Here is a 24377-nt window from a genome sequence, read left to right as displayed (position 1 = left end):
CATTGCACCCATCGGGTTAAATTATTTGATTAGTAGTAATTTTTTAAATCCAAAGCACAAGCTCTTAAGAAATTTGAAAGGAGTGCTTTGGATTTTTTTTATTTTTAATTATGGATAAGAAGTCAAAATTTGTGATAGCGCTATTATTAATTTTAAGCGCCATTTTAGTTTTTGTAATTATAAGCAAAACAAAAACAGATACTTTTGAAACAGAGGTTTATAAAACAGAAACAGGCTATGGTTATAGTATTAGTTTCCGCAATACATTGTTAATTAAACAAGATTATATACCAGCCATACAAAATAATGTGTCTTTTTACACCGAGGAAGATGCTCAAAAGGTCGCCAATTTGGTTAAGGAAAAATTGGGTAAGAAAATGAATCCGAAAATTTCACTTTTAGAGTTAAAACAGCTTGGTATTACATTAAATGGTATAAATTAGTAGTATGGAAAATGTAGGTGTTCAAAATAACCGTAAACGGAAACAAATACTTTTACACGTTTCAATTTGGGCTGTATTTATCTGTTTTAATTTATTGCAACCTAGGATGCAAACAGAAGCAATGCTAAGTCGCATTGCACTAATTTTTGTAGGGAACATGGCACTTTTCTATATTAATTATTCATACTTAGTTACTCATTTTCTACTTAAAAACAAAACAAGCCTTTATGCCATATTGGTATTTGTGTTACTGGTATTATCAACGTTAATTTTTAATGAATTTACACCAGAATTCAAACCGGGACCAGAATTTAAACCGCCTTTCCCAGACAATAAACCTAACTCTTTTTTTCATTTAAAGTTAATTGGCCCATTTATATTTAACGTGTTATTAGTGGCTACAGGAACTGCTTTTAGAGTTTATACAGAGTGGAACAGAAATGAACGCAAGAAAAAAGAAATTGAAGTACAAAAATCATCTACCGAACTTCACTTTTTAAAACATCAATTAAGTCCGCATTTTTTATTTAATTCATTAAACAGTATTTATTCGCTTACTACAAAAAAATCCAACGATGCTCCAGAGGCCGTTATAACCTTATCGGAATTAATGCGTTACATGTTGTATGAAACAAATAGTGAATTTGTGCCATTAGCCAAGGAACTGGATTATATTCAAAATTATTTGAAGTTACAGCGGTTGCGAATTGCCAATAATACAGATGTTACATTAAACATACATGGTAGCATTTCAAATCAAAAAATAAGACCTTTATTGTTCATTTCCTTTATTGAAAATGCGTTTAAGTACGGAACAGATTTTAAAGGACATACCGAAGTTAAAATTGAAATTAATGTTAATGGAGATGATTTGCACTTTAAATGCATTAACATTATAGGTAATAGAAAAACCGATAAAGATAGTTCGGGCATTGGTTTACAAAACACTAAAGAACGTTTGGAACTTTTGTATTCTAATAAACATATTCTTACCGTAGAGGAAAAAGAAGGTAGATTTATTGTAAATTTAGAGCTTAAATTAAGTTGATGCCTTATTTTATTTAACAATAAAATCAATAAAAGCAACCAGATGAAATGTGTAATAATTGATGATGAACCATTAGCGATAGATGTTATCGAGTCTTATATAAATCAAATTGGTGGACTTGAAATTGTTGTGAAATGCACTAACCCTTTAGAAGCTATTACGTTATTAAATAAGCACAAAGTAGATCTTATTTTTTTAGATATTGAAATGCCAAACCTTACCGGAATTGATTTGGTAAAAGCATTGGATAACATGCCGCAATTCATTTTTACAACGGCCTATCCGCAATACGCTTTGGATGGTTTCAACCTAAATGCCACCGATTATTTAGTAAAACCCATACCGTTTCATAGGTTTTTAAAAGCCGTAACGCGTGCCAAGGAAAAGTATGAGTTGGAAAACAAAAACGGATTAAAAACGGAAACAACTATAGAAATCCCTCAAACAAATACACAGGACAATTTTATTTTTGTAAAATCGGAATACGAAAACATTAAAATAAACATTGATACTATAAAATACATTCAAGGTTTAAAAGATTATATAAAGATTTATACTTCCGAAGCTGATAAAGCCGTTTTAACCCTTTCAAGTTTTAAGGATATATTAGTCAAACTACCAGCAACTCGTTTTATACGAGTTCATAGATCGTTCGTCGTCAATACAGATTTTATCAAAGCCTTACAAAAAACCAAAATTATTGTTGATGGTATTCAAATACCCATTGGCGATACGTACAAAGATGATGTTATAAAACGTTTTGGGGTTTAATTTGTATCTTCTACATAATAATCAATAATACTTAAGTTTATCAAAAATTCTCATCGATAAAACAACGCTTTCTGTATAGCCAATACCCCCGATTATCTATTACATTTTAATAAGCTAGTATATAGTTTCATATTTGAAGTATAAATTAAAAAACCTCAAAAATGATATTGTATGTCTTTATAGTAAGTTTATTATTAGTACTCTTTTCTTTTGAGCAAGTTGCTTCAATAAATCCAAAATTAAAAATACAGTATTTAGATGACCACTTCGAATGTACACTGAAAATTAAATCTAATAACTAAAAAATCAACAAAATGCCAATAAAAAGTATAAACGGTTGTATAGGTTGCGAAGAGTGCATAAAAAGCTGTCCAACCGATGTTATCAGGTTAAATCCTGATTCAAAAAAAGCAGAGATCTTATATCCTGAAGACTGCCAAATATGCCATTTGTGCAGAATGTATTGTCCTGTTGATGCCATTGTAATTACTCCAGATAAATCGATTCCTGTAATTGTTTCCTGGGGTTAAAAAAAAGTATTATGAAGACACAAAGCTATATACTAAGATTCTCTGTTCTTATAATCACATTTATAGGAATGCCTTTATTTTTATACTTCTCAGGAAATTTTCAGAAGCGAACTACCTTGATGGAAACCATTTCGATTGTAACTATTTTAGGATTTTCTTTACTGCTATCGCAATTTTTCACATCACGATTGAATTATAAATTGATGAAGAAAATACGAATGGTTAATGTGGTAGCTATTCATAGATTTATTGGATACTTATTCATTTCAATTTTAATATTCCATCCATTTTTTATAATTATTCCGAAGTTTTTTGATAATGGTGTAACACCTTCTGATGCTTTTTTAAGATTAATAACAACGTTTAGCAGCACAGGAATCATTCTCGGTTTAATTGCCTATGCAAGTATGCTTATTTTAATGATTACAGCTTTTTTTAGATTTAAACTTCATTTACATTATAAAACCTGGAGAAATCTTCATGGTTATTTAACACTCTTTTTTGTAATCGCGGCTACATGGCATGTGGTAGACATGGGCAGACATAGTAATATGTCATTTTCAATTTACTACATATTAATGGTTGCCATCGGGATGTTCTATTTAATAAGAACTAATTTATTTAAAACTGCAAAAAAATGAAAACAGAAACTAATAATTTGTCAAGACGAAAATTCATAGCCTTAGCGGGTGGCGGTGTAGGTTTTGCGGCCATTGCTGGGTTGGGAATGAATATAGATTGGGCTTTAAATAACCCTGAAATTGATGCAGACACCATTCTTAAAAACACTATAAACACAGATGTTTTAGTTGTTGGCGGTGGAATGGCAGGTTTATTTGCTGCAGTAAAAGCGCATGATGCCGGGGCTAAAGTGATGTTGGTTTCTAAAGGCCGATTGGGAGCTTCGGGGCAAACGCCATTTGCGAAAGGAATTTTTGCTTATGATAAAGAAAAGGAAAAATTAAGTATTGATGAATTTGTGGCAAAGGTATCACGTTCTGCACTTGGCACTAATAATCAGACTTACACCAGACAATTGGCAGAACATTCTTTGGCACGTGTAAACGAATTGAAAGAGTGGGGCTTTTTTGAGTCTTCCTTGTATAATAAAAGTTTTAGTAAACCGATAGAAGAACGAAATATTCCTATGCACGAACGCGTAACCATAACCCATTTAATAAAAGAAGATGACCGAGTGGTAGGTGCGGCTGGTTTTAGTATCGACGAACAAAAAGTACTGTTTTACCAAGCTAAAAGTGTTATTTTATGCACAGGAGCAGGTGGTTTTAAACCCAATGGATTCCCTATCTGCGATCTAACCCATGATGGTACTGTAATGGCTTATAATATTGGCGCTAAAGTAACAGGGAAGGAATGGAATGATGGGCATCCAGCAAGAGGTGAAAACCCTGCAGCTTGCTACGATGGTTGGGGAGATATGTTCGAGCAAAAACCAAGTACAACAAGCATTGAAGTTCGCCACGATTTAGGTGTAGACATGAATTACATGGCATATATGAGTGGAGGTGTTGCTCAAATGGGTCGACCAGGCATGGGTAAACAAGAAAACAGTGTTAGCGGTGGACCCTATAGACCAGAAGAATTTTCTAGTGAAAAAGGACAGGGTGGACCATCTAAAGACGGAGAAAAGGACGGTAAAAGGCCTCCAAGAAAAGATGGAGAAGATAGACCGCCAAGAAAAGAAGGTGAAGATGGGCCTCCAGGAAAAGAAGGTAAAGGTGGACCTCCGGGAATGGGTGGAGGTGTAGTTGGGGGTTCTTCGGCTGGAATGTCTATTCACAAAGCTGAAGGTCTGGTTCCTATAAACGACACATGCGAATCTACTATTCCGGGATTATATGCCGCTGGTGATGCCTTGGGATCTTATATGGCGGGAGGTATTTACACACAAATTGGTTCGTCTTTGTCGGGTTCTGCGGTACAAGGTGCTATTGCTGGCGAAACGGCGGCCAAATACAGTAAAAATATAAAAGCACATAGCATTTCTGCATCAAAATTAAACGCTATTGAAGAAGACATATTAGCACCTTTAAAAAAGGAAGCAGGATACAGTCCTGCCTGGGTTACACAAACCTTGCAAAGCATCATGATTCCTAATTTCATTATTTACATTAAAAAGGAAAACTTAATGAAAGCTGCTTTGGCTTATGTTGAAGAATTAAGAGACCATCATGTGCCACATTTAAGAGCTTCTAATTTGCACGAATTACGTTTGGCACACGAAACCAAAAACATGGTAATAAGTGCCGAAATGAAATTAAGGGCCTCATTAATGCGAAAGGAAAGCAGATGTAGCCATTACAGATTGGATTACCCAGAATTGGATAACGAAAACTGGCAAGCATGGATTAATATTTTTAAAGCTGAAGATGGCACGATGCAATTAGAAAAACAACCTTTTAATACATGGGCAACTGTTGAAACAAATTCGAAAGTTGAATTTAACAGCTAGTTTAAAGCGTACCAAAATTTAATGTTAAAACACAAAAGATATTTAAATCATAAAAAAACAAAAGCTATGAATAAAAACAAATTAAAATTAGGAATTGCAATGTTAGGCATTGTCTTATTGGCATCTTGTAAATCTTCTGAAGGAGAAAACAAAAAAGGAGGACAACCAAGTATTGAAAAATTATTATCAGAAATGGATGCTAATAAAGATGGAAAATTATCAAAAACTGAAGTCAGTGGGCCGTTGAAAACCGATTTTTCTAAAATAGATACTGATAAAGACGGGTTTTTATCGGAAGCTGAATTAAAAAACGCTCCAAAACCAGAAAGACAAGGTGGCCAAGGTGGACCACCAGACAGAAATTAAGAATCGAAAAAAGTTTAATATTAATTTTAAGGAACATAACATCAGCAAAGCGATAAGCCTTTTGGTGTTATTCTTTAGCAAAAACCAATAAATACATGAAATAAAATCATTTTAGAATTATTTGAGATGTGAAATTAAATATTAATTCACATCATCGTTTGGTTAGTTAGTTTAAAAAGCTTTGCAAGAAATTGCGAAGCTTTTTTATTCCATATTCAATTAGAAGAACTTAGAGTGCGGAGAAAGAAAGCAGAAAACTTTAAGTCATTATTGGTAATATTTTAAAAAAACTCATCGATAAAACAACGCTTTCTGTATAGCCAATGCCCTCAAACATATATTACAGTTTTATTAAATAGTATATAGTGTCACCTTTGAAGTGTTAAATTAAAACACTCAAAAAATGAAATTATATATTATTATAGCAAGCTTAATATTTGTGCAATTTACATTTGCGCAAGAAGCTTCAAATAATTCAAAACCAAAAATATGGTCTTTAGATGATTGTATTGCATATGCCTTAGAAAACAATATTACGGTTAAAGATGCTTCTTTAAATACAAGCATTTCAGAAGTAGATTATAGCAAAGCAAAATCATCTCGACTACCAGATTTGTTTGGTTCTGCATCCCAAAATTTTTCTAGCGGAAATACCATAGATCCTATTACGAGCGATTATGTAACCGACCAAATCAATAGTACCAATGTAGGTATTAATAGTAGCATGACGTTGTTCCAAGGAAATCAAATAAACAATCAAATCAAACAGAATAAATTACTATTAGAGCAAAGTGTTTTTCAAGAAGAAGTTGAAAAAAATAGCATTGTTTTAAGCCTACTTGAAACCTATTTACAAACCCTATACAGTAAAGAAAGTATCAGTATTGCCGAAAACAATTTAGCGGCTTCAGAAAAGGAAGTTTTACGTGCCAAAGCCCGTTTAGATGCGGGATCAATCGCCTTAAATGATTATACCGAAGCACAAAGTCAGGCAGCAACCAACAAATACAATGTTATTGCCGCAAAAAACGACTATCAACAATACATAATTGAGCTTAAACAATTATTAGAATTATCACCTTTAGAAGATTTAGAAATTGAAACCATAAATGAAAATAGGGATTTAATTAATCTGGAACTTGATAAAATAGCGATTTACAGCAAAGCCCTAAACTTTATGCCAGAAATGAGTGTGAGTATGCTAAACATTGCTGCCAACGAAAAACAGCTGGATATTGCCAAAGGCGGCTATTTACCAACACTTTCGTTAACAGGAAGTGTGGGATCTGGTTATACAAGCATTAATGATAATACGTTTTCAGACCAGTTTGATGTTAATTTTAATCAGAGAATAGGTTTATCATTAAGCATTCCCATTTTCAACAGAAATCAAACAAAAGCAGCCGTAAAAACAGCCACTATTAATATTGAAAAAGCGCAAATTCAAAAGCAAAGCACAGAAAAAGAATTGTATAAAAAAGTAGAAACTGCGTATCAAAATGCGCTATCGGCTCAAGAACAAGTTATTGCTTCCGAAGCCTCAAAAAATGCGGCAGAACAATCTTATAAACTTGCGCAAAAGAAGTATGAATTGGGTGATTTAAGTACCACCGATTTAGTAATTAGTCAAAACACATTTACAAATGCGCAACAAAATTATTTACAAGCAAAATACTTAAATATTTTATACCATCAATTATTACAATTTTACCAAGGAAACGATATCAAACTTTAATCAAACAATAACATGAAAAATAAAAAAACAATCATTATAAGTAGCGTTGTAGTAGTGCTACTTGCTATTATAGCTTTCACGTTTATGAAAGGAGACGATGCTATTATTATAGAAGCAAAAACTGTTTCAGCTAAAAAAGCAAATGTAACCACTATGGTTACAGCCACAGGAACTATTGAACCCATAAACCAAGTAGATGTTGGTACGCAAGTATCTGGCGTGGTTGAAAAAATTTACGTGGATTATAACAGTGTTGTAAAAGCAGGACAGCTTATTGCGGAATTAGATAAAACAAATTTAAAAGCATCTTTAACACAAGCTCAGGCTTCTTATGAAAATGCTGTGAGTCAAAGAAATTACACAAAAATTATTTACGACAGACAAAAAACACTATTTGATAATCAAGTAATTAGTAAGTCTGATTTTGATGAAGCCGTATACAATTATGAAACTGCAAAAGGTACTGTAACACAACGTTTATCAGATTTACAATCAGCCAAAACCAATTTAGGGTATGCAAATATTTATTCACCTATAGATGGTGTTGTATTATCAAGAGATATAGATGAAGGACAAACTGTTGCAGCAAGTTATAGCACGCCAACCTTATTTACAATTGCTCAAGATTTAAAAGAAATGCAGGTAGAAGCAGATGTAGATGAAGCTGATATAGGGCAGGTTAAAGAAGGACAACGCGTAGAATTTACCGTAGATGCTTATCTTGGTGAAACCTTTAAAGGTGTTGTTACCCAAGTGCGTTTAGATCCAACAGTAACATCAAATGTTGTTACTTATACGGTAGTAATTAAAGCTGAAAATGAAGATTTAAAACTAAAACCAGGTTTAACGGCCACCATTTCCATTTATACTTTAGAATTAAAAGATGTTTTAACTGCGGAAGCTAAAGCTATCAATTTTAAACCTGAAGCAGAAACATTAGCGACTTATAACACACATCATAATTTAACTCAAAATACGAGCAGCCAATCCACTACCGAAACAACGCTTTGGATACTTGGAAACGATAAAAGCATTACTCCAAAAACAGTCACCTTAGGTGCAAGTGATGGTGTTAATGTTCAATTATTGAGTGGTGTATCCGCGGGCGAAAAACTAGTATATAGTTTAAAAGGTGTTTCTAGATCTGAAGCAACTCCAGGAGGCACAAACGAAAGTCCTTTTATGCCAAAACCACCAGGATCAGACAAAAAAAAGTAAAAAGTTATGAGTAAAGAAATTATTAAAATAGAAGACTTAAAACGTGATTTTATTATGGGAACCGAAACGGTTCATGCGTTAAGAGGCATTTCGTTTTCTATTAAAGAAGGTGAATTTGTTACCATAATGGGTTCTAGTGGGTCTGGTAAAAGTACGTTGTTAAATATTTTGGGTTGTTTAGATCAACCAACTGATGGTACGTACGAAATTGACAGCCTTAAAGTAAAAGACTTGAGCAGAAATGAATTGGCAACCATAAGAAACGAAAAAATTGGGTTCATTTTTCAATCGTATAATTTATTGGCTAGAACTTCGGCTTTGGAAAACGTAGAATTACCCTTGTTATATAACAGCAAAGTTTCAACGGAAGAACGTAAAGAACGCGCCATTAAAGCATTAGAAATGGTTGGTTTAGCCGATAGAATGGACCACACACCATCACAATTATCTGGAGGGCAACAACAGCGTGTCGCCATTGCAAGATCGTTGGTTAACAACCCGGTTATGATACTTGCTGATGAAGCTACTGGAAATTTAGACACCAGAACATCGTACGAAATCATGTCTTTGTTTCAAGACCTAAACAAAAAAGGTATTACCATCACTTTTGTAACGCACGAGCCAGATATTGCGGCATTTAGTAATCGAACGATTGTTTTAAAAGATGGAAATATTATGCAAGATTATAAAAATAATAAGATACTATCTGCAGCAGATGAATTAGCCAAATTACCTAAACAAGACGATTAATTATGAGACTACTAAATTTATTAAAAATCGCATTTAAAGCAATCATTCTTAATAAAACAAGAACATTGCTTACCATGTTGGGAATAATTATTGGAGTAGCTTCAGTAATAGCAATGTTAGCAATTGGTGAAGGTTCAAAAGAAAGTATACGAACAACTATTTCTGCAATGGGTTCAAACATGATTACTATTAGACCTGGTGCTGATGATAGAGGTCCAGCTAGGGGAAGTGGAGGTGATGTGCAAACATTGACGCTTAATGATTATTATGTTATAAAAGAAAAATCTGAATTATTGAGCTACATAACACCTGTTGTAAACGGTGGCGGACAAGTTATCAATGGTTCCAACAACTGGCCAAGTACTATTTATGGCGTAAATCCAGACTACCTTAATATTAAAGTTGTTGGCTTACAAAGTGGAAGTATGTTTACAGATGCCGAAGTACACTCAGCTTCAAAAGTGGTGTTAATTGGTCAAACAGTTGTAGACAATGTGTTTCCTGATGGTCAGGATCCTGTAGGACAAATGATTCGATTTAATAATATTCCGTTTAAAGTAATTGGAGTTTTAGAAGAAAAAGGTGAAAATACTTTTGGTCAAGATCAGGATGATGTGGTTATTGCACCTTTTACAACAGTTCAAAAACGTATTTTAGCTATCGATTATTTAAATCAAATAATGGCTTCTGCTGTGAGTGAAGATGATGCCCCAGAAGCAGTAACACAAGTAACTGAAATTTTACGCGCACAGCACAAATTATTGGATAATGTGGATGATGATTTTACGGTGCGTTCTATGGAAGAATTAATTTCAACCTTTAGTTCTACCAGCGAAATGTTAACCATTCTATTAGTTGCTGTAGCCAGTATTTCCCTATTAATTGGTGGAATTGGTATTATGAATATTATGTATGTTTCAGTAAAAGAACGTACTAAAGAAATTGGTTTAAGAATGGCTGTAGGAGGAAAGGGTTCGGATATTTTAATGCAGTTTTTAATAGAAGCTATTTTAATAAGCATCACAGGTGGACTCTTAGGTGTAATACTAGGACTTGCATCAACAGTTTTTATTGAAAAATTCTTAAATTGGCCAACAAGTGTTGCGTTGTATTCTATATTAATTTCTTTTGCGGTTTGTGCAATTACAGGTATCTTTTTTGGATGGTATCCTGCAAAAAAAGCAGCTGCCTTAGATCCTATTACAGCATTGCGTTACGAATAATAAATTGATGAATAAAAACAAAAACATAACAGGACTTTCGCATTTACTCGTATGGTTTGTGCTTTTTAGTATGCCATTCGTTTTGTCTTACGGGCAGGAAGATATTAATAGGATATTTGCTCATTTCTGGATTCCCGTAGTGTTTTATGCCATCATATTTTATCTTAATTATTTCAAGTTTATAGATAGGTTTCTATTCACTAAAAAAACACTGCTGTTTATAGTAATTAATTTGGGCTTGATAGCATTCTTTCTAATTTTAAAGGAATATATTGAAAACACCTTTTTTCAAGAATTAGTAAGAAAGCGTCCTGTTACTGGTACTAACGCAGGACCTCCGGTTCAATTGTTTGTTTATGTACAAGCGCTATCGTATATAGCTCCCGTGCTTTTTGCAATAGCCATAAAATCAACACAACGTTGGGTGCAAACTGAGGCAGAACGTAAAGAAGCTGCTAATTTTAAATTACAATCAGAGCTGCAACATTTACATTACCAATTGCAACCGCACTTCTTTTTTAATTCGCTTAATAATATTTATTCGTTGGTCGATATTTCACCAGAACAAGCAAAAACATCCATACACAGCTTAAGCAAATTAATGCGTTATATGCTTTATGAAACCAATTTGGAGTTGGTGCTGCTTTCTAAAGAAATCGATTTTATGAAAAAATACATCGATTTAATGAAGTTGCGTGTTTCAGACAAAACAACCGTTACTTACAACTTCCCTTCAAATGAAACAGGAATTAAAATAGCACCTTTACTTTTTATTTCATTAATTGAAAATGCCTTTAAACATGGTGTTTCTGCAATTAAGGAAAGCCATATTAATATTACCATGGTATGCAATGAAAAAACCGTATTGTTCACTATTGAAAATGATAATTTCCCTAAACAGTCGGATGATAAAAGCGGATCTGGTATTGGCTTACAAAATTTAGAAAAACGTTTACAATTGCTTTATCCAAATAAGCACGATTTTAAATCAATTGTAAAAGACGATCGGTTTTTAGTACATTTAGAAATAGAAACAGCATAAATTATGAGTAATTTAAAAATAAACTGTGTTATTGTAGACGATGAGCCCATGGCGCTTAATTTAGTAGAAAGTTATGTTGAAAAAACACCTTTTTTAGTACTGAAAAAGAAATGCCATAGTGCCATTGAAGCGATGGAATTTATAAAAAATGAACCTGTAGATTTACTGTTTCTAGATATACAAATGCCCGATTTAACAGGTATCGAATTTTCTAAAATGCTACCAAAAGAAACTCGCGTAATTTTCACTACGGCATTCGATCAATATGCTTTAGAAGGCTTTAAAGTTGAAGCGCTAGATTATTTGTTGAAACCTTTTGATTATGCTGAATTTTTAGCGGCTGCCAACAAAGCCAGAACTTGGTTTGAGTTGTTAAAAGGAAACAAGCCAACCATCATTTCAGAGGAAAAAGAATTTCTTTTTGTAAAATCCGAATACAAGCAACTACGTATTAAACTAGAAGATGTGCTTTATTTTGAAGGCCTTAAAGATTATATTAAAATATGGTTGAAAGACAATCCAAAACCTATATTAACTCTCATGAGTTTAAAATCTTTAGAAGAAGAATTGCCGGAAACAAAATTTATGCGTGTGCATCGTTCTTTTATTGTCGCGCTTAAAAATGTTGAAGTTGTTGAGCGTAGTCAAATTATTATCAACAAGCAGCGTATCACGGTTTCAGAACAATATAAAAGCAAATTTTTAGAGTATATAAATTCCAATTCTTTAAACCTGTAATTCCTAAACATTTTCATTTAGCATATTAATCTACAGCCTGTCTGTATAGGGTTGTTACACATTAAATTTATCCTCCACTTTAAAATTTATTTATGAGATTGTTCCGTAGAATGAGACAAAATTTGATAGTCTCGCACAAATTCAAAACCTATATAATATATGCTTTAGGTGAAATAGTGCTGATTGTAATTAGTATTTCCATTGCATATAAATTAAATAATTTGAATGATATTCGCAAAAACAATCTGATAGAGCAAAAAATATATAATAATTTAAACGAAGAGTTAAATACGAATTTAACTTTATTATGTTCTTTAATTGACGATTATCCACGAACCATAACTTATCTGGAAAACACCTTGAATTATGTTGGCAAAAATCCGCGTGAAATAACCCAAGGAGCAAGGGACACAATTATTAAGATAAATAACAAAGAGATGAGTTTATTAGATGGCTCTATAAATTCGATTGTTAATACCACAAAATTCGAATTTATTGAAAGTACAGAATTAAAAGATTTGATAATTATGTATCCCAACAGGATTCAGGAATTTAGAGACCAAGACCAAAAAATCAGAACTATAATTACCAATCGGTTAAAACCTGTTTTAGAAAGTTATATTTCCTTAGCAGACATGCTTCCTGATAAAGATTTAAAATATAAACGCATTAAAGCATTTGGAAATAAATCGGACTATGCCGGTTTGCTCGCTAATAAGGAATATCAAAATATTATTGTAGATCGATTATTGCAAACTCAATTACAGCTAGATAATGCCAAAAAGTTACGTGGTAAAACAAAAATATTAATCACTAAGCTAAAACAAGAATTAAATTAGTGTTTTGAAGTATTTAGGTTTCTATTTAGTACCCTTATGCTATTGCCTTAAAAGTATAGGAAAGGAAACTGGTTTTTTTAGTAAAACATCATTTTTTGACCAATAAGAACCTTGTTTTTACTACTATTTATTCATCTAAAACGTGTATTTTTGATGGTAATACATACAAATTAAATTATGAGCATTTTAGTAGCCACAAATTTTTCAAATCTATCATACAACGCCGTATTATATTCTGCATCATTAGCCAAAGAACTTAAAACAAAGCTAATTCTTTTTAATGCCTTTCAAGTACCCGATCATGCTTCAACCGCAAGGTTATCAGGAACATTTGTAGAAGGTTTAATAAAAAAAAATAGAAGTCGATTAAAAGAAATGGCTTTAGATTTAATAAAGAAGTTTGATATTCAAGTGGAGTACAAATGTAAATATGTGAGTTTAGATCAGGAAGTAGACCGTTTAATGAAAGCATTTAATTGTCGTTTTTTAGTTATAGGAATGTCATCAAAATCCATAGAACAAAATTTATTAGGGAATCCTGCTACAACCCTAATAAGTATGAAGCGTTTTCCTGTTTTGGCGGTTCCTATAGAGGCTAAATTTACTGGAATTAAAAATATTCTATTTGCTTGCGACTTGTTACAAGACATCCCATTAAAAACATTGGCGAAATTGCGAGACCTAGCAATTCGGCTAAAATCTGAAGTTACCGTTTTTTATGTTGAACAAAAAATAACTGAGTTGAAAACCTTAACGCAAGATGAGATTAACAATGAATTGGAAGATGTTACCATTTTATATAAAAATGTAAAATCAAATACGGTAATTGAAGCCATTGAAAAAGAAATTACAAAATCCAATTCTGATTTATTAGTAATGATTCCAAAAAAATATGGTTTTTGGGAGTCTATAATCCATAAAAGCAAAACTAGGGTTATGGCTTCCGGTTTAAACATTCCATTATTTTCAATTCCTATTGAATAGTATTTAAGGGCTAATATTAATCTTTTAATAGTTTATTAGAAATCCTTTTTTTTTGTTTTTGACCAATTGAACATCTCTTGGTCAATAAACCTATTTTAGTTATTGGTGTCTAAGCGATCTATAAACTAAGCTTAAACATAAAAAACCAATAGCATTTATTTATTCACTTTTTGTATATACACTGTTGTCTGTAAAAGGTTTGGAATATTTAAAAAATATGTTTGACACTACTTATTAGGTATTATTACCGAATTGTTTGTTATTCCTCTTTTATTCAATTTATAAGTATTCTGGTCTTCTTGTATCTATAAATTCATTCTATCCATAGATACATTATAGGCACTGGTCTATTCTTCTTTTTTTATACATACAATAGAAATATCTTTAAACTATTCAAATAAAATCAAGTCAAAGTATTGAAAAAGTTGAATATAAAATCTTATTAATCATGAAAACATTTATTAAATTATACGCAGTACCAGTGCTATTTCTAATAGCTTGTGTTACACAAATTTCGGCACAAACACGTCGTAGTACAACTAGTACCCCAAGAACAACAACGGTTACAAAAACTACTACTATCAGGCGAGTGCCCAGTACAAAGGTTACTTATAAAACACCTCAAAAAAAGGTGGTTGCAGTAAGAGCATTACCCAACAGAACGGTTGTAAAGCAAAATGGACAAGATTATTACTATGCCAATAATAAGTTTTACACACAATCTAGAGGTCGATATATTGTTATTGCTCCAAAAGTTGGATTTAGAATAAACACTTTACCTCCTAATTTTGTAAGAGTTAGACATAATAATTACAATTATTTTAATGCTCAAGGCATCTTTTATGTTCAAATTAATAATGCTTATGAAGTTGTAGATCCAGAAATGGGAACCATCGTATACGAACTTCCAGCAGATTATGAAAAAGTAGTTATTGATGGGCAAACATATTACGAATATGCAAACGTATTATATGAAAAAATACAAGTAAATGGTACCAGGGCTTACGAGGTGGTTGGTATAATAGATATGGAATAAAAATAGTTTGATTAGTTTATTGTTTAGTTAAGGAAAAGGAGGTTTTAAAAAAAAACCTCCTTTTCTATTTGGTATTAAAGATGAGATAGATGGAAAATGGTCTTAGGAAATATAATATATAAACTTAATCTCAATAAAAATGCAAGACAGCAATACCATTTAGCAAAAGAAAAACTTGAAAAATTAGAAGCATTAATTAAGGTTTAGATGGTCTAAAATGTTAAATTTGGAAACCGCAAATTAAAGTGTTTTATAAAAACCTGATTCTAATAAATAAAAATTTAAATTAACCACATAACTAAACTAACTACGAATATGACAACACATTTTGAATTCTGGGATTATTTTATTTTCATCGCTTACGCCGTTTTAATATTAGGGGTCGGGTTATGGGTTTCCAGAGATAAAGACGGACATCAAAAAAACGCTGAGGATTATTTTTTGGCGAGTAAATCATTGCCATGGTGGGCCATTGGGGCATCGTTAATTGCAGCGAACATTTCTGCAGAACAATTCATTGGTATGTCCGGTTCAGGATTTGCATTAGGGCTTGCTATAGCATCCTATGAATGGATGGCTGCCATCACTTTAATTATAGTAGGTAAATACTTTTTGCCCATTTTCATTGAAAAAGGACTTTACACTATACCGGAGTTTGTTGAAAAGCGGTTTTCTACCAATCTAAAAACAATATTGGCAGTATTCTGGATTGCCTTATATGTGTTTGTAAACCTCGCATCGGTACTTTACTTAGGTAGTTTGGCTTTGGAGACCATTATGGGGATTCCTATGATTTATGGTGTTATAGGGTTGGCATTATTTGCCGCGGCCTATTCGTTATATGGCGGACTTTCGGCAGTAGCCTGGACCGATGTCATACAGGTTATATTTTTGGTGTTAGGAGGATTGGTAACAACCTACATCGCATTAAACACCGTTTCAGGTGGTGAAGGCGTTATCTCAGGTATTAAAACGGTTTATGAAGCTACCCCAGAACGCTTTGCTATGATTTTTGATGAAACCAACGCATACTATGATAAGTTGCCCGGTATCGGTGTTTTAGTTGGCGGTATGTGGGTTGCCAATTTATATTATTGGGGTTTCAATCAATACATCATTCAAAGAACCTTAGCTGCAAAATCATTAAAGGAATCACAAAAAGGGATTTTACTTGCGGCATTTTTAAAGTTAATTATCCCAGTAATTGTAGTAGTGCCTGGAATTGCTGCCTATGTTATGATCAATGATCCAGAGATTATGGCACGGTTAGGAGATTCAGCATTACATAATTTACCTTCATTGGAACAGGCCGATAAAGCCTACCCATGGTTATTACAATTTTTGCCAACGGGCATGAAAGGGGTCGCATTTGCAGCCTTGGCAGCAGCCATCGTTTCTTCACTGGCATCTATGTTAAATTCAACATCCACTATTTTTACCATGGATATTTACAAACAATATATAAACCCAAACGCCAGTGATAAGGCAACCGTTAATGTAGGTAGGTTATCTGCAGCAGTGGCATTAGTAATTGGAGGTATCATGGCACCTTTATTAGGAGGCATTGACCAAGCGTTTCAGTTTATACAAGAGTACACGGGTATTGTGAGTCCAGGTATATTAGCCGTGTTTATATTAGGATTGTTCTGGAAGAAAACAACCAACAAAGCCGCTATTGTAGGAGCTTTGGTGTCCATTCCAATAGCCTTGTATTTTAAAGTAGCACCAAACGGATGGTCTACAGCATCCATATTTGTAGATGTCCCGTTTATGGACCAAATGGGTTATACATTATTATTAACAATGGGTGTAATTGCACTTGTTAGTTATATGCAACATAAAGGTGCAGATGATGAAAAAGGGATTATAATAACTAAAGAATCGTTTAAAACGAGTCCATTGTTCAATATTGGTGCATTTGCTGTGTTGCTTATAGTAGCTGCTCTTTATGCTTCTTTTTGGAATTAAATCGAAAAAAATATCTTGTATATTATTTTGAGATTGGTACTATAATATCTTCTTTTAAACCATAACGACACAAGAACCTGTCAATTCATTTTGAAAACCTGTTAATTGTTTGATTAACAGGTTTTTTTGGTTTTTAAAAGTTTTAAACAGGTAAAAATATTTTCAAAAGAGCTTAACTTATCCGATAGCTTAACTTGTAATAGGTCGTAATTCATCTGTTTTTTATCAAATCGTCAAATTTTTAGGGTTGTATTTAATTTTTTTGCTTTTTATACGGGATTTAACATAAAAATAACATATATTTGGCAGACCAGTTTGGTAAACCAGTTTAGGAAACCAGATTGGTTTACCACAAGTAATAATTAAAAAGTACATTAATTAACTAAAATGAATGACAAATGAATTTAAAAACTAAACTAATTTTAATTGGAATATTGTTTTACAATATTTCATTATTTGCACAGGATAAGTACTTGTTGTCAGGTATTGTATCGGACCAAAATAATGTTCCTATTCCGGGTGTGAATGTAATTGTAGCAAATACTTCTAGAGGAGCTGCTACAGATTTTGATGGAAACTATGAGTTAGAAGTCAAAGCTGGTGAAAAAATTAAATTTTCTTTCTTGGGATATATTTCCCAAACAGTCACTGTTACAGGTCAAAAGAAAATAAATATTTCGTTAGCTGAAGATGCAAGTCAACTTGACGAGGTTGTTGTGGTAGGTTATGGAGCTCGTAAAAAGAGTGATATTACAGGAGCTGTATCTTCGGTAAAATCTGAAGAGTTAGCTGCTTTTCCATTGGGAGATGCAACTCAAGCACTTCAAGGACGTGCAGCTGGTGTGGTGGTACAATCTAATAATGGTGGTGAGCCTGGAGCTCCTATTAGTATAAAAATTAGAGGTAATACATCTATTAATGCAAGTAGTGATCCACTTATTGTAGTAGATGGTTTTGTGGGTGCAAGTATGCCACAAGCAAATGATATCGAATCTATGGAGGTGTTAAAAGATGCATCTGCAACTGCTATATATGGTTCTAGAGGTTCAAATGGTGTTGTTATGGTAACTACCAAAAAAGGTAAAAGTGGTAAATTATCTGTTGAGTTAAATACTAGTTATTCTGTTCAAAATACTGCAAATAAATTAGATTTATTAAATGCAGATGAATTTGCAAATTATCAACAAACTATAGCAGGAAATCCTGGTTATGTTCAAGGCTCAGGAGATACAGATTGGCAAGACTTATTGTATAGAACAGGAAGTACTGCAAATCATCAATTTTCTTTTTCTGGAGGAAGTGATAACATAAATTTTTATGCTTCTGCTAATTATTTTAAACAAGATGGTATCATTATAAATTCTGATTTTGAAAAACTAACGTTCTTGTCAAATATTGATGCGCAAGTAACAGATAAGTTAAAATTAGGGATGAATCTTTTTGGAAGTATAGGTGCAAAAAATGGAGTGTCTACACAATCAAGTGGAGATTCAGCAAATGGTGGTGGTGATGATGTAATTTCATTAATGTTTAGGTTTACGCCTGATAGAGGAATAAAAGATCCATTAACTGGAAAAAATACAACAAATTCAATAGGAGAAAATGTTGATAATCCATATGCTGTTGCTACTGAACGTGTAAATGAAACTAAAACAGACAATTATAGAACAAACTTGTATGCAAATTATGATATTTTAGAAAATCTTGCTTTTAAAACTACATTTGGTTTTAGTTCTGTTAATGAAACAATTGGTACTTATGTTCCATCAACATTACTTGCTAATGATGGAGGTAAAGGAGGAACTGCTGAAATTAATAATAGAAGATCTACAACGTTATTAAGTGAAAATTACTTGACGTATAATGCAGAAATTGGAAAAGGTGCTTTAACATTGTTAGCAGGGTATTCATACCAAAAAAATAAAACATTTAGATTTGGAGCAGGAGCTCAAGACTTTATTGATGATGATTTTTCTTTCTATAACTTATCGGGTAGTAATGTTACTTTAATTCCTACTTCATCTTTAACAGAACAAGAGATTCAATCTCAATTCGGAAGAATGAATTACGATTATGATGATAAATATTTATTAACAGCTACCGTAAGAAGAGATGGGTCATCTAACTTTGCTAAAAATGAAAAATACGCTATTTTTCCTTCTGGTGCTATAGGTTGGAAAATATCAAATGAAAACTTTTTAAAAGGTAATGACAAAATTTCAAATTTGAAATTAAGAGCCAGTTATGGTCTAACAGGAAACCAAGCAATTTCAGCTTATCAGTCATTAGCTAGTTTTGATAATATTAGTGGTATGTACGGAGGCGATATAGTAAGTGCTGTTGTGCCAAATCAAGCTGCTAATGCAGATTTAAAATGGGAAACCTCTTATCAAACTAATATAGGTTTAGATTTAGGTATGTTGAATAATAAAATTTCTCTTTCTTTAGATTATTATAATATTGATACGAAAGACCTTATAATAGCAGATACAAGCCAACCAGTATATTTAGGTTTTCTTACAGCAGCTAGTTTAAGAAATGTTGGTGAGGTTAATAATAAAGGATTTGAAATTAATTTAAATACTAAAAATATATATAATGAAAATTTCAGTTGGACAACAGATTTTAACTGGGCTACCAATAAAAATGAAATAATTACCTTACTTAACGGTAAAGATATATTATTAGATGCATCCCCTAGTTATTTTAGTAGACAGGATACACATATTTTAAGAGAAGGAGAAGCTGCAGGTGTCTTTTATGGTTTTGAGTCTCGTGGCGTTTGGCAAGGCAGTACTTTACCAGTAGGTACAGCTACTTTAGCAGGAGCTGTAGCTGGAGATCCATTGTATACAGATGTAGATGAAAGTGGTGTAATTACTTCAGATGATAGAAAAATACTAGGAGATCCTAATCCAGATTATACTTTTGGTATAACTAATAGTTTTACATACAAAAACTTTGATTTGAGTATCTTTTTTCAAGGTTCTCAAGGTGGTGAGATTTTTAATCTAACAAATGTACAGTTGTATAATGGTGATTCAAACGCTTCTAAAGATGTTTTAAACGCATGGACACCAACAAATACAAGCTCAAACATTCCTCGTATTGCAAATAGAAGAGATTTGTCGTCTCGTTTTATCGAAGATGGTAGTTATATTAGATTAAAAAATATAGCGTTAGGGTATAATTTACCTGAAGCTATTACAGAAAAGTTCGGTATGAGCAGCGTTAGAATAACAGTTAGTGCACAGAATTTATTAACGTTTACAAATTACTCTGGTTTAGATCCTGAAGTTAATTACTTTGCAGATAGTTCGAGTAGTTCAACGGGTAATACAACTCAAGGCTTCGATTTTGGAAATTATCCAACAATTAGAGCGGTTAATTTTAGCCTTAATTTAAAATTTTAAAAAAAAACAGATTATGAAAAAATATAAATATTTATTTTTATTGATAGGAGGATTATCAATATTTGGATGTTCAGATTTAGAAGAAGAACCCGTAGGGATATTGGCTCCTGAATCTTATTTCACTTCTTTAGATAAAGTACAGATAGCAGTACAGGGTGCGTTTGCTTATATGCATAACAGATATTTTTTAACAAGAGAAACGGGTATGACACTTATGTTACGTAGTGACATGGTAGAAATTTCAGACCCCAATACTTCGCTTGATAGAAGAGATCATAACTCACTAACTGATGCAGCAACTAATGACCAAACATACCAAGGTTGGAAAATAATGTATCAAATTATAGCCTCTGCAAATCAGGCTATTGCTGGAGCAGATCAGTTAAATGAGGAAGCTGCTGTTAAAAACCCAATTATAGCACAAGCGTATTTTGCAAGAGCATTTACATATTTTCATTTGGTTCAACAATTTGGAGCTATTCCTTATTTTGATGCACCAATAGATAATGTACAAGAAGCAAGTAACGTTAGCAAGACTCCAGTTGCCGATGTATATGCAAACATTATTGCAGATTTAAAATTTGCCAAAGAGTGGTTGCCAAATACACAAACAAATAAGTCTATTCCTGCTAAGTCAGCGGCGAGTGCTTTTTTAGCATCAACATATTTAACAATGGGAGATTATCCAAATGCGTATGCAGAAGCTAAAGACTTTATTGGTAAAAAAGGAGATTATGACATTGATTTAGAACCAGATTTTCAAAATTTATTTAATGCTGATATAGTAACTAAGGAACCCATATTTATATTAGATTATACTGGGGATAGTTCTCTAGGAAATTATAGTACTGATTATCTAGTGCCACTTACAGGTATAAGAAAAGACCTTCAATTTGGTAGTACTCAAGAAGGTTGGGCTGTAATGGTGCCAGCGCTTAAAGTATATACGGATTGGGATCCTTTAGATTATAGAAGAGCAGTTAGTTTTAATGCTACCGCAAAGTTTGGCTCTGTTACAGCTCCTGATACACCTTATACTGGTTTTTTTGCTGCTGATAGTAGAAATAAAAATCAACCATATATTGCAAAATACACACGTTTCAGGGGAGCAACACCAGGTGCAGAAGGTAGAGCATCTAGTACTAAATACGCAATGATACGTTATGCTGAGGTATTATTAATTGCTGCAGAAGCATTGAATGAAGTAACTCCTGGAACTACAGAAGCAGATGGTTATGTAAATCAAGTAAGAAAAAGAGCTAGAGATGGAGCAGTTGGAAGTGTGCCAAGTCTTGTACCTGCAAACGTTTCTGGCTTAAGCCAGACAGATTTTAGAACCATGATTTTAGAAGAACGTAGATTGGAACTCGCTTTTGAGCAAAAAAGATGGTACGATATTGTTAGAAGAAAATTGGGGACAACAGTATTTAGTGCTTCTGGATTAGAAGGAGCTAAAACTTTTACCGATGCAAACTACTTAATCGCAATACCTGCAAATGAGGTAATTAACAATCCTAAATTAGGGTTGTAAAAGTCTAATTATTAATTTTTAAAGTGTTTTAAAAATATAGTTTTCTTCGGGTTTACTTAATTCTCTTATCTAGTAAACCCGAAGCTAAAACTACTAAGTATCCAATATAGTATATAAAAATTATATTCACATTATTTCGATATGTAGATATCAAACGTTTGAGTTAGTTTAGTTTGTTTAAAAATTACTGGTCTAAATCTTTAGGTCAGTAATTTTTTTTGTTTTAAATCAATCATAATATTTTTACTTAATAAAAATATTATGATTGATTTTTTTTTATACTTAGTATGCTTGCAGGCTATACGCTTCACTTAGCACATATGTTGTTTATTGGTACATAATAACAAGCATGTAACAATAATGCTATAAACTAGTAATATTAGCACTAGTTTATTGGGTTATTGTCTTGTAAATTTGAAATACAATTAAATTTATATTCAAAATGATTAGAAAAAAGCATTTTTTGATTGTTATGGTATGTTGTCTTTTGAGTTTTTTAAACGAGGCACAAGAAAACCATAACGCTACTTTGCAGAACATCCATTCGCAACAAAAACAAAGTTTAGATGGTGTTTGGCAAATTATTATAGATCCCTTAGAAAATGGCTACTACAACCACCGATGGATGCCAAGAGACGATGGCTTTTTCTCTAACAAGAAAATGGAAAAACCATCCGATTTGATAGAATATGATTTCGATACAGATTACCAATTAACAGTTCCTGGCGATTGGAATTCGCAAATGGAAAAATTATATTATTACGAGGGCACCATATGGTACAAACGTTCTTTTGATTTTGTGCCAGAAACCAACAAAAACACATTTCTTTATTTCGAAGCGGTAAATTATGAAGCCATAGTATATTTAAATGGTGAAAAATTGGGCGAACATATTGGTGGTTTTACACCTTTTCAGTTTGATGTTACCGGTAAGTTAAAAGAAAAAGATAATTTTTTAATAGTTAAAGTCGATAACAAAAGAAAAAGAGAAGCTATACCAACTATAAATACCGATTGGTGGAACTATGGCGGAATTACCCGTTCAGTTCATTTGGTTTCAACGCCAAAAGAGTACATTCAAGATTATGCCATTGGTTTATCTAAAGATGATGCCAAGTATATTGAAGGTTGGGTAAAAGTAGCTAACGCAAAGCAAGAGGCTATTGTTAATATAAATATCGATGCGCTAAAGGTTAAAGTAAAAGCTAAAATAAATAACGGTCTTGCAGTTTTTAAAACAAAAGCAAATCCAGAACTTTGGGAGCCTAAAAACCCAAAATTATATCCTGTAAATATTGTTTTTGATAAGCATGTTGTTAAAGATGATATAGGGTTTAGAACCATTAAAACTAATGGTAGTAAAATACTTTTAAATGATAAACCTATATTTTTAAAAGGGATTAGCATTCATGAAGAAGCACCGTTCAATTCGGGGCGTGTTACTACAAAAGAAGAATGTTTGGTTTTACTTAATTGGGCAAAGGAATTAGGTTGTAATTTCATTCGTTTAGCACATTATCCACATAGCGAAATTATGGTGAAAGAAGCTGAAAAAATGGGATTTTTAATCTGGTCTGAAATACCTGTGTATTGGACGGTCTTGTTTGAGAACCCAGATACTTATGCCAATGCAGAAAACCAATTAACAGAAATGATATCACGCGATAAAAATCGTGCAGGAATCATCCTTTGGTCTGTTGCAAATGAAACACCAGAAAGCGCCTCTAGAAATGAGTTTTTAAGTAAATTGACTAAAAAAGTAAGAGCTTTAGATAATACACGCTTAGTAACAGCAGCTTTAGATACCCAAAAAGGAAAAGCAAACCAACGTGTTATTGAAGATGGTTTAGCTGAAAATGTGGATGTTATTGGTGTGAATAGCTATTGCGGATGGTATGGTGGTTCGCCAGAATCTTGTGCAGGTTGGGAATGGGCTAGTAAATATAATAAACCTATGATTATGAGTGAAGTAGGCGCTGGGGCATTACAGGGTTTACACGGCGACGAGAATGAAAGATGGACCGAAGAATACCAAGATGATGTTTATAAGAACAACATTGAAATGATGAAAAATATAGAGTTTCTTGCAGGATTGTCACCATGGATTTTGATTGATTTTAAATCGCATAGAAGACATTTAAGACGTATTCAAAATGATTTTAATAGAAAAGGACTTATCTCAGAGAAAGGCATTCCTAAAAAAGCATTTTACACCTTACAAAAGTATTACCATGAGAACTAATTAAGTTTCTTTTAAAAGAGGCTGTAT

The 24377-nt window shown here is 32.7% G+C and carries 20 protein-coding genes; all 20 read left to right on the top strand.

What is annotated here, in order from left to right:
• Positions 1 to 110: 110 nt before the first annotated feature.
• The 20 genes from EV196_RS08365 (at position 111) to EV196_RS08270 (ending at position 24350) form a co-directional block, all read left to right on the top strand.
• Positions 111 to 443: a DUF4907 domain-containing protein gene (locus EV196_RS08365; RefSeq protein WP_132217270.1), complete on the top strand. Its 333-nt coding sequence runs from the start codon at positions 111 to 113 to the stop codon at positions 441 to 443.
• 4 nt (positions 444 to 447) lie between these two features.
• Complete coding sequence (locus EV196_RS08360) at positions 448 to 1491, top strand: sensor histidine kinase (protein ID WP_132217268.1); 1044 nt, start codon at positions 448 to 450, stop codon at positions 1489 to 1491.
• Positions 1492 to 1533: 42 nt separating this feature from the next.
• Positions 1534 to 2262 (top strand): LytR/AlgR family response regulator transcription factor, encoded by a 729-nt coding sequence (locus tag EV196_RS08355; RefSeq protein WP_132217266.1) that lies wholly within the window; start codon positions 1534 to 1536, stop codon positions 2260 to 2262.
• Positions 2263 to 2576: 314 nt separating this feature from the next.
• Positions 2577 to 2792, top strand: coding sequence for a 4Fe-4S dicluster domain-containing protein (locus EV196_RS08350; RefSeq protein WP_132217264.1), 216 nt, complete (start codon positions 2577 to 2579; stop codon positions 2790 to 2792).
• 11 nt (positions 2793 to 2803) lie between these two features.
• Positions 2804 to 3433: a ferric reductase-like transmembrane domain-containing protein gene (locus tag EV196_RS08345; RefSeq protein ID WP_132217262.1), complete on the top strand. Its 630-nt coding sequence runs from the start codon at positions 2804 to 2806 to the stop codon at positions 3431 to 3433.
• The gene (locus EV196_RS08340; protein ID WP_132217260.1) at positions 3430 to 5265 is read left to right on the top strand and encodes an FAD-dependent oxidoreductase; all 1836 of its coding nucleotides are present in this window, start codon (positions 3430 to 3432) and stop codon (positions 5263 to 5265) included. The genes EV196_RS08345 and EV196_RS08340 overlap by 4 nt, the downstream gene beginning before the upstream one ends.
• 66 nt (positions 5266 to 5331) lie before the next feature.
• Positions 5332 to 5631 carry an EF-hand domain-containing protein gene (locus EV196_RS08335; protein WP_132217258.1) on the top strand — a complete coding sequence of 100 codons (300 nt, stop codon included), beginning with the start codon at positions 5332 to 5334 and terminating at the stop codon, positions 5629 to 5631.
• Between the two features lie 403 nt (positions 5632 to 6034).
• The gene (locus EV196_RS08330) at positions 6035 to 7366 is read left to right on the top strand and encodes a TolC family protein (RefSeq protein ID WP_132217256.1); all 1332 of its coding nucleotides are present in this window, start codon (positions 6035 to 6037) and stop codon (positions 7364 to 7366) included.
• Positions 7367 to 7378: 12 nt separating this feature from the next.
• On the top strand, positions 7379 to 8584 hold the full coding sequence (locus tag EV196_RS08325) for an efflux RND transporter periplasmic adaptor subunit (RefSeq protein WP_132217254.1): 1206 nt from the start codon (positions 7379 to 7381) through the stop codon (positions 8582 to 8584).
• 6 nt (positions 8585 to 8590) lie between these two features.
• On the top strand, positions 8591 to 9334 hold the full coding sequence (locus EV196_RS08320; protein WP_132217252.1) for an ABC transporter ATP-binding protein: 744 nt from the start codon (positions 8591 to 8593) through the stop codon (positions 9332 to 9334).
• A 2-nt stretch (positions 9335 to 9336) separates the two neighbouring features.
• On the top strand, positions 9337 to 10557 hold the full coding sequence (locus EV196_RS08315) for an ABC transporter permease (protein ID WP_132217250.1): 1221 nt from the start codon (positions 9337 to 9339) through the stop codon (positions 10555 to 10557).
• Positions 10558 to 10564: 7 nt separating this feature from the next.
• The gene (locus EV196_RS08310; protein WP_132217248.1) at positions 10565 to 11599 is read left to right on the top strand and encodes a sensor histidine kinase; all 1035 of its coding nucleotides are present in this window, start codon (positions 10565 to 10567) and stop codon (positions 11597 to 11599) included.
• Between the two features lie 3 nt (positions 11600 to 11602).
• On the top strand, positions 11603 to 12337 hold the full coding sequence (locus EV196_RS08305; RefSeq protein WP_132217246.1) for a LytR/AlgR family response regulator transcription factor: 735 nt from the start codon (positions 11603 to 11605) through the stop codon (positions 12335 to 12337).
• Between the two features lie 110 nt (positions 12338 to 12447).
• A complete protein-coding gene (locus EV196_RS08300) occupies positions 12448 to 13176 on the top strand; it encodes a hypothetical protein (protein WP_243652208.1) in 729 nt (242 codons plus the stop codon).
• Between the two features lie 177 nt (positions 13177 to 13353).
• Positions 13354 to 14160, top strand: coding sequence for a universal stress protein (locus EV196_RS08295; RefSeq protein WP_132217242.1), 807 nt, complete (start codon positions 13354 to 13356; stop codon positions 14158 to 14160).
• A 448-nt stretch (positions 14161 to 14608) separates the two neighbouring features.
• Positions 14609 to 15196: a DUF6515 family protein gene (locus EV196_RS08290; protein WP_132217240.1), complete on the top strand. Its 588-nt coding sequence runs from the start codon at positions 14609 to 14611 to the stop codon at positions 15194 to 15196.
• A gap of 315 nt (positions 15197 to 15511) precedes the next feature.
• Positions 15512 to 17164 (top strand): sodium/sugar symporter, encoded by a 1653-nt coding sequence (locus EV196_RS08285; protein ID WP_132217238.1) that lies wholly within the window; start codon positions 15512 to 15514, stop codon positions 17162 to 17164.
• A gap of 398 nt (positions 17165 to 17562) precedes the next feature.
• Positions 17563 to 20577 carry a SusC/RagA family TonB-linked outer membrane protein gene (locus EV196_RS08280; protein WP_132217236.1) on the top strand — a complete coding sequence of 1005 codons (3015 nt, stop codon included), beginning with the start codon at positions 17563 to 17565 and terminating at the stop codon, positions 20575 to 20577.
• 13 nt (positions 20578 to 20590) lie between these two features.
• Entirely contained in the window at positions 20591 to 22108 is a 1518-nt protein-coding gene (locus tag EV196_RS08275; RefSeq protein ID WP_132217234.1) for a RagB/SusD family nutrient uptake outer membrane protein, read from the top strand.
• 442 nt (positions 22109 to 22550) lie between these two features.
• Complete coding sequence (locus tag EV196_RS08270) at positions 22551 to 24350, top strand: glycoside hydrolase family 2 protein (RefSeq protein WP_132217232.1); 1800 nt, start codon at positions 22551 to 22553, stop codon at positions 24348 to 24350.
• Positions 24351 to 24377: the final 27 nt, after the last annotated feature.

This window comes from Mariniflexile fucanivorans, assembly GCF_004341235.1.
GTDB lineage: Bacteria > Bacteroidota > Bacteroidia > Flavobacteriales > Flavobacteriaceae > Mariniflexile > Mariniflexile fucanivorans.
This window is presented reverse-complemented; position numbering and strand designations above follow the sequence as displayed.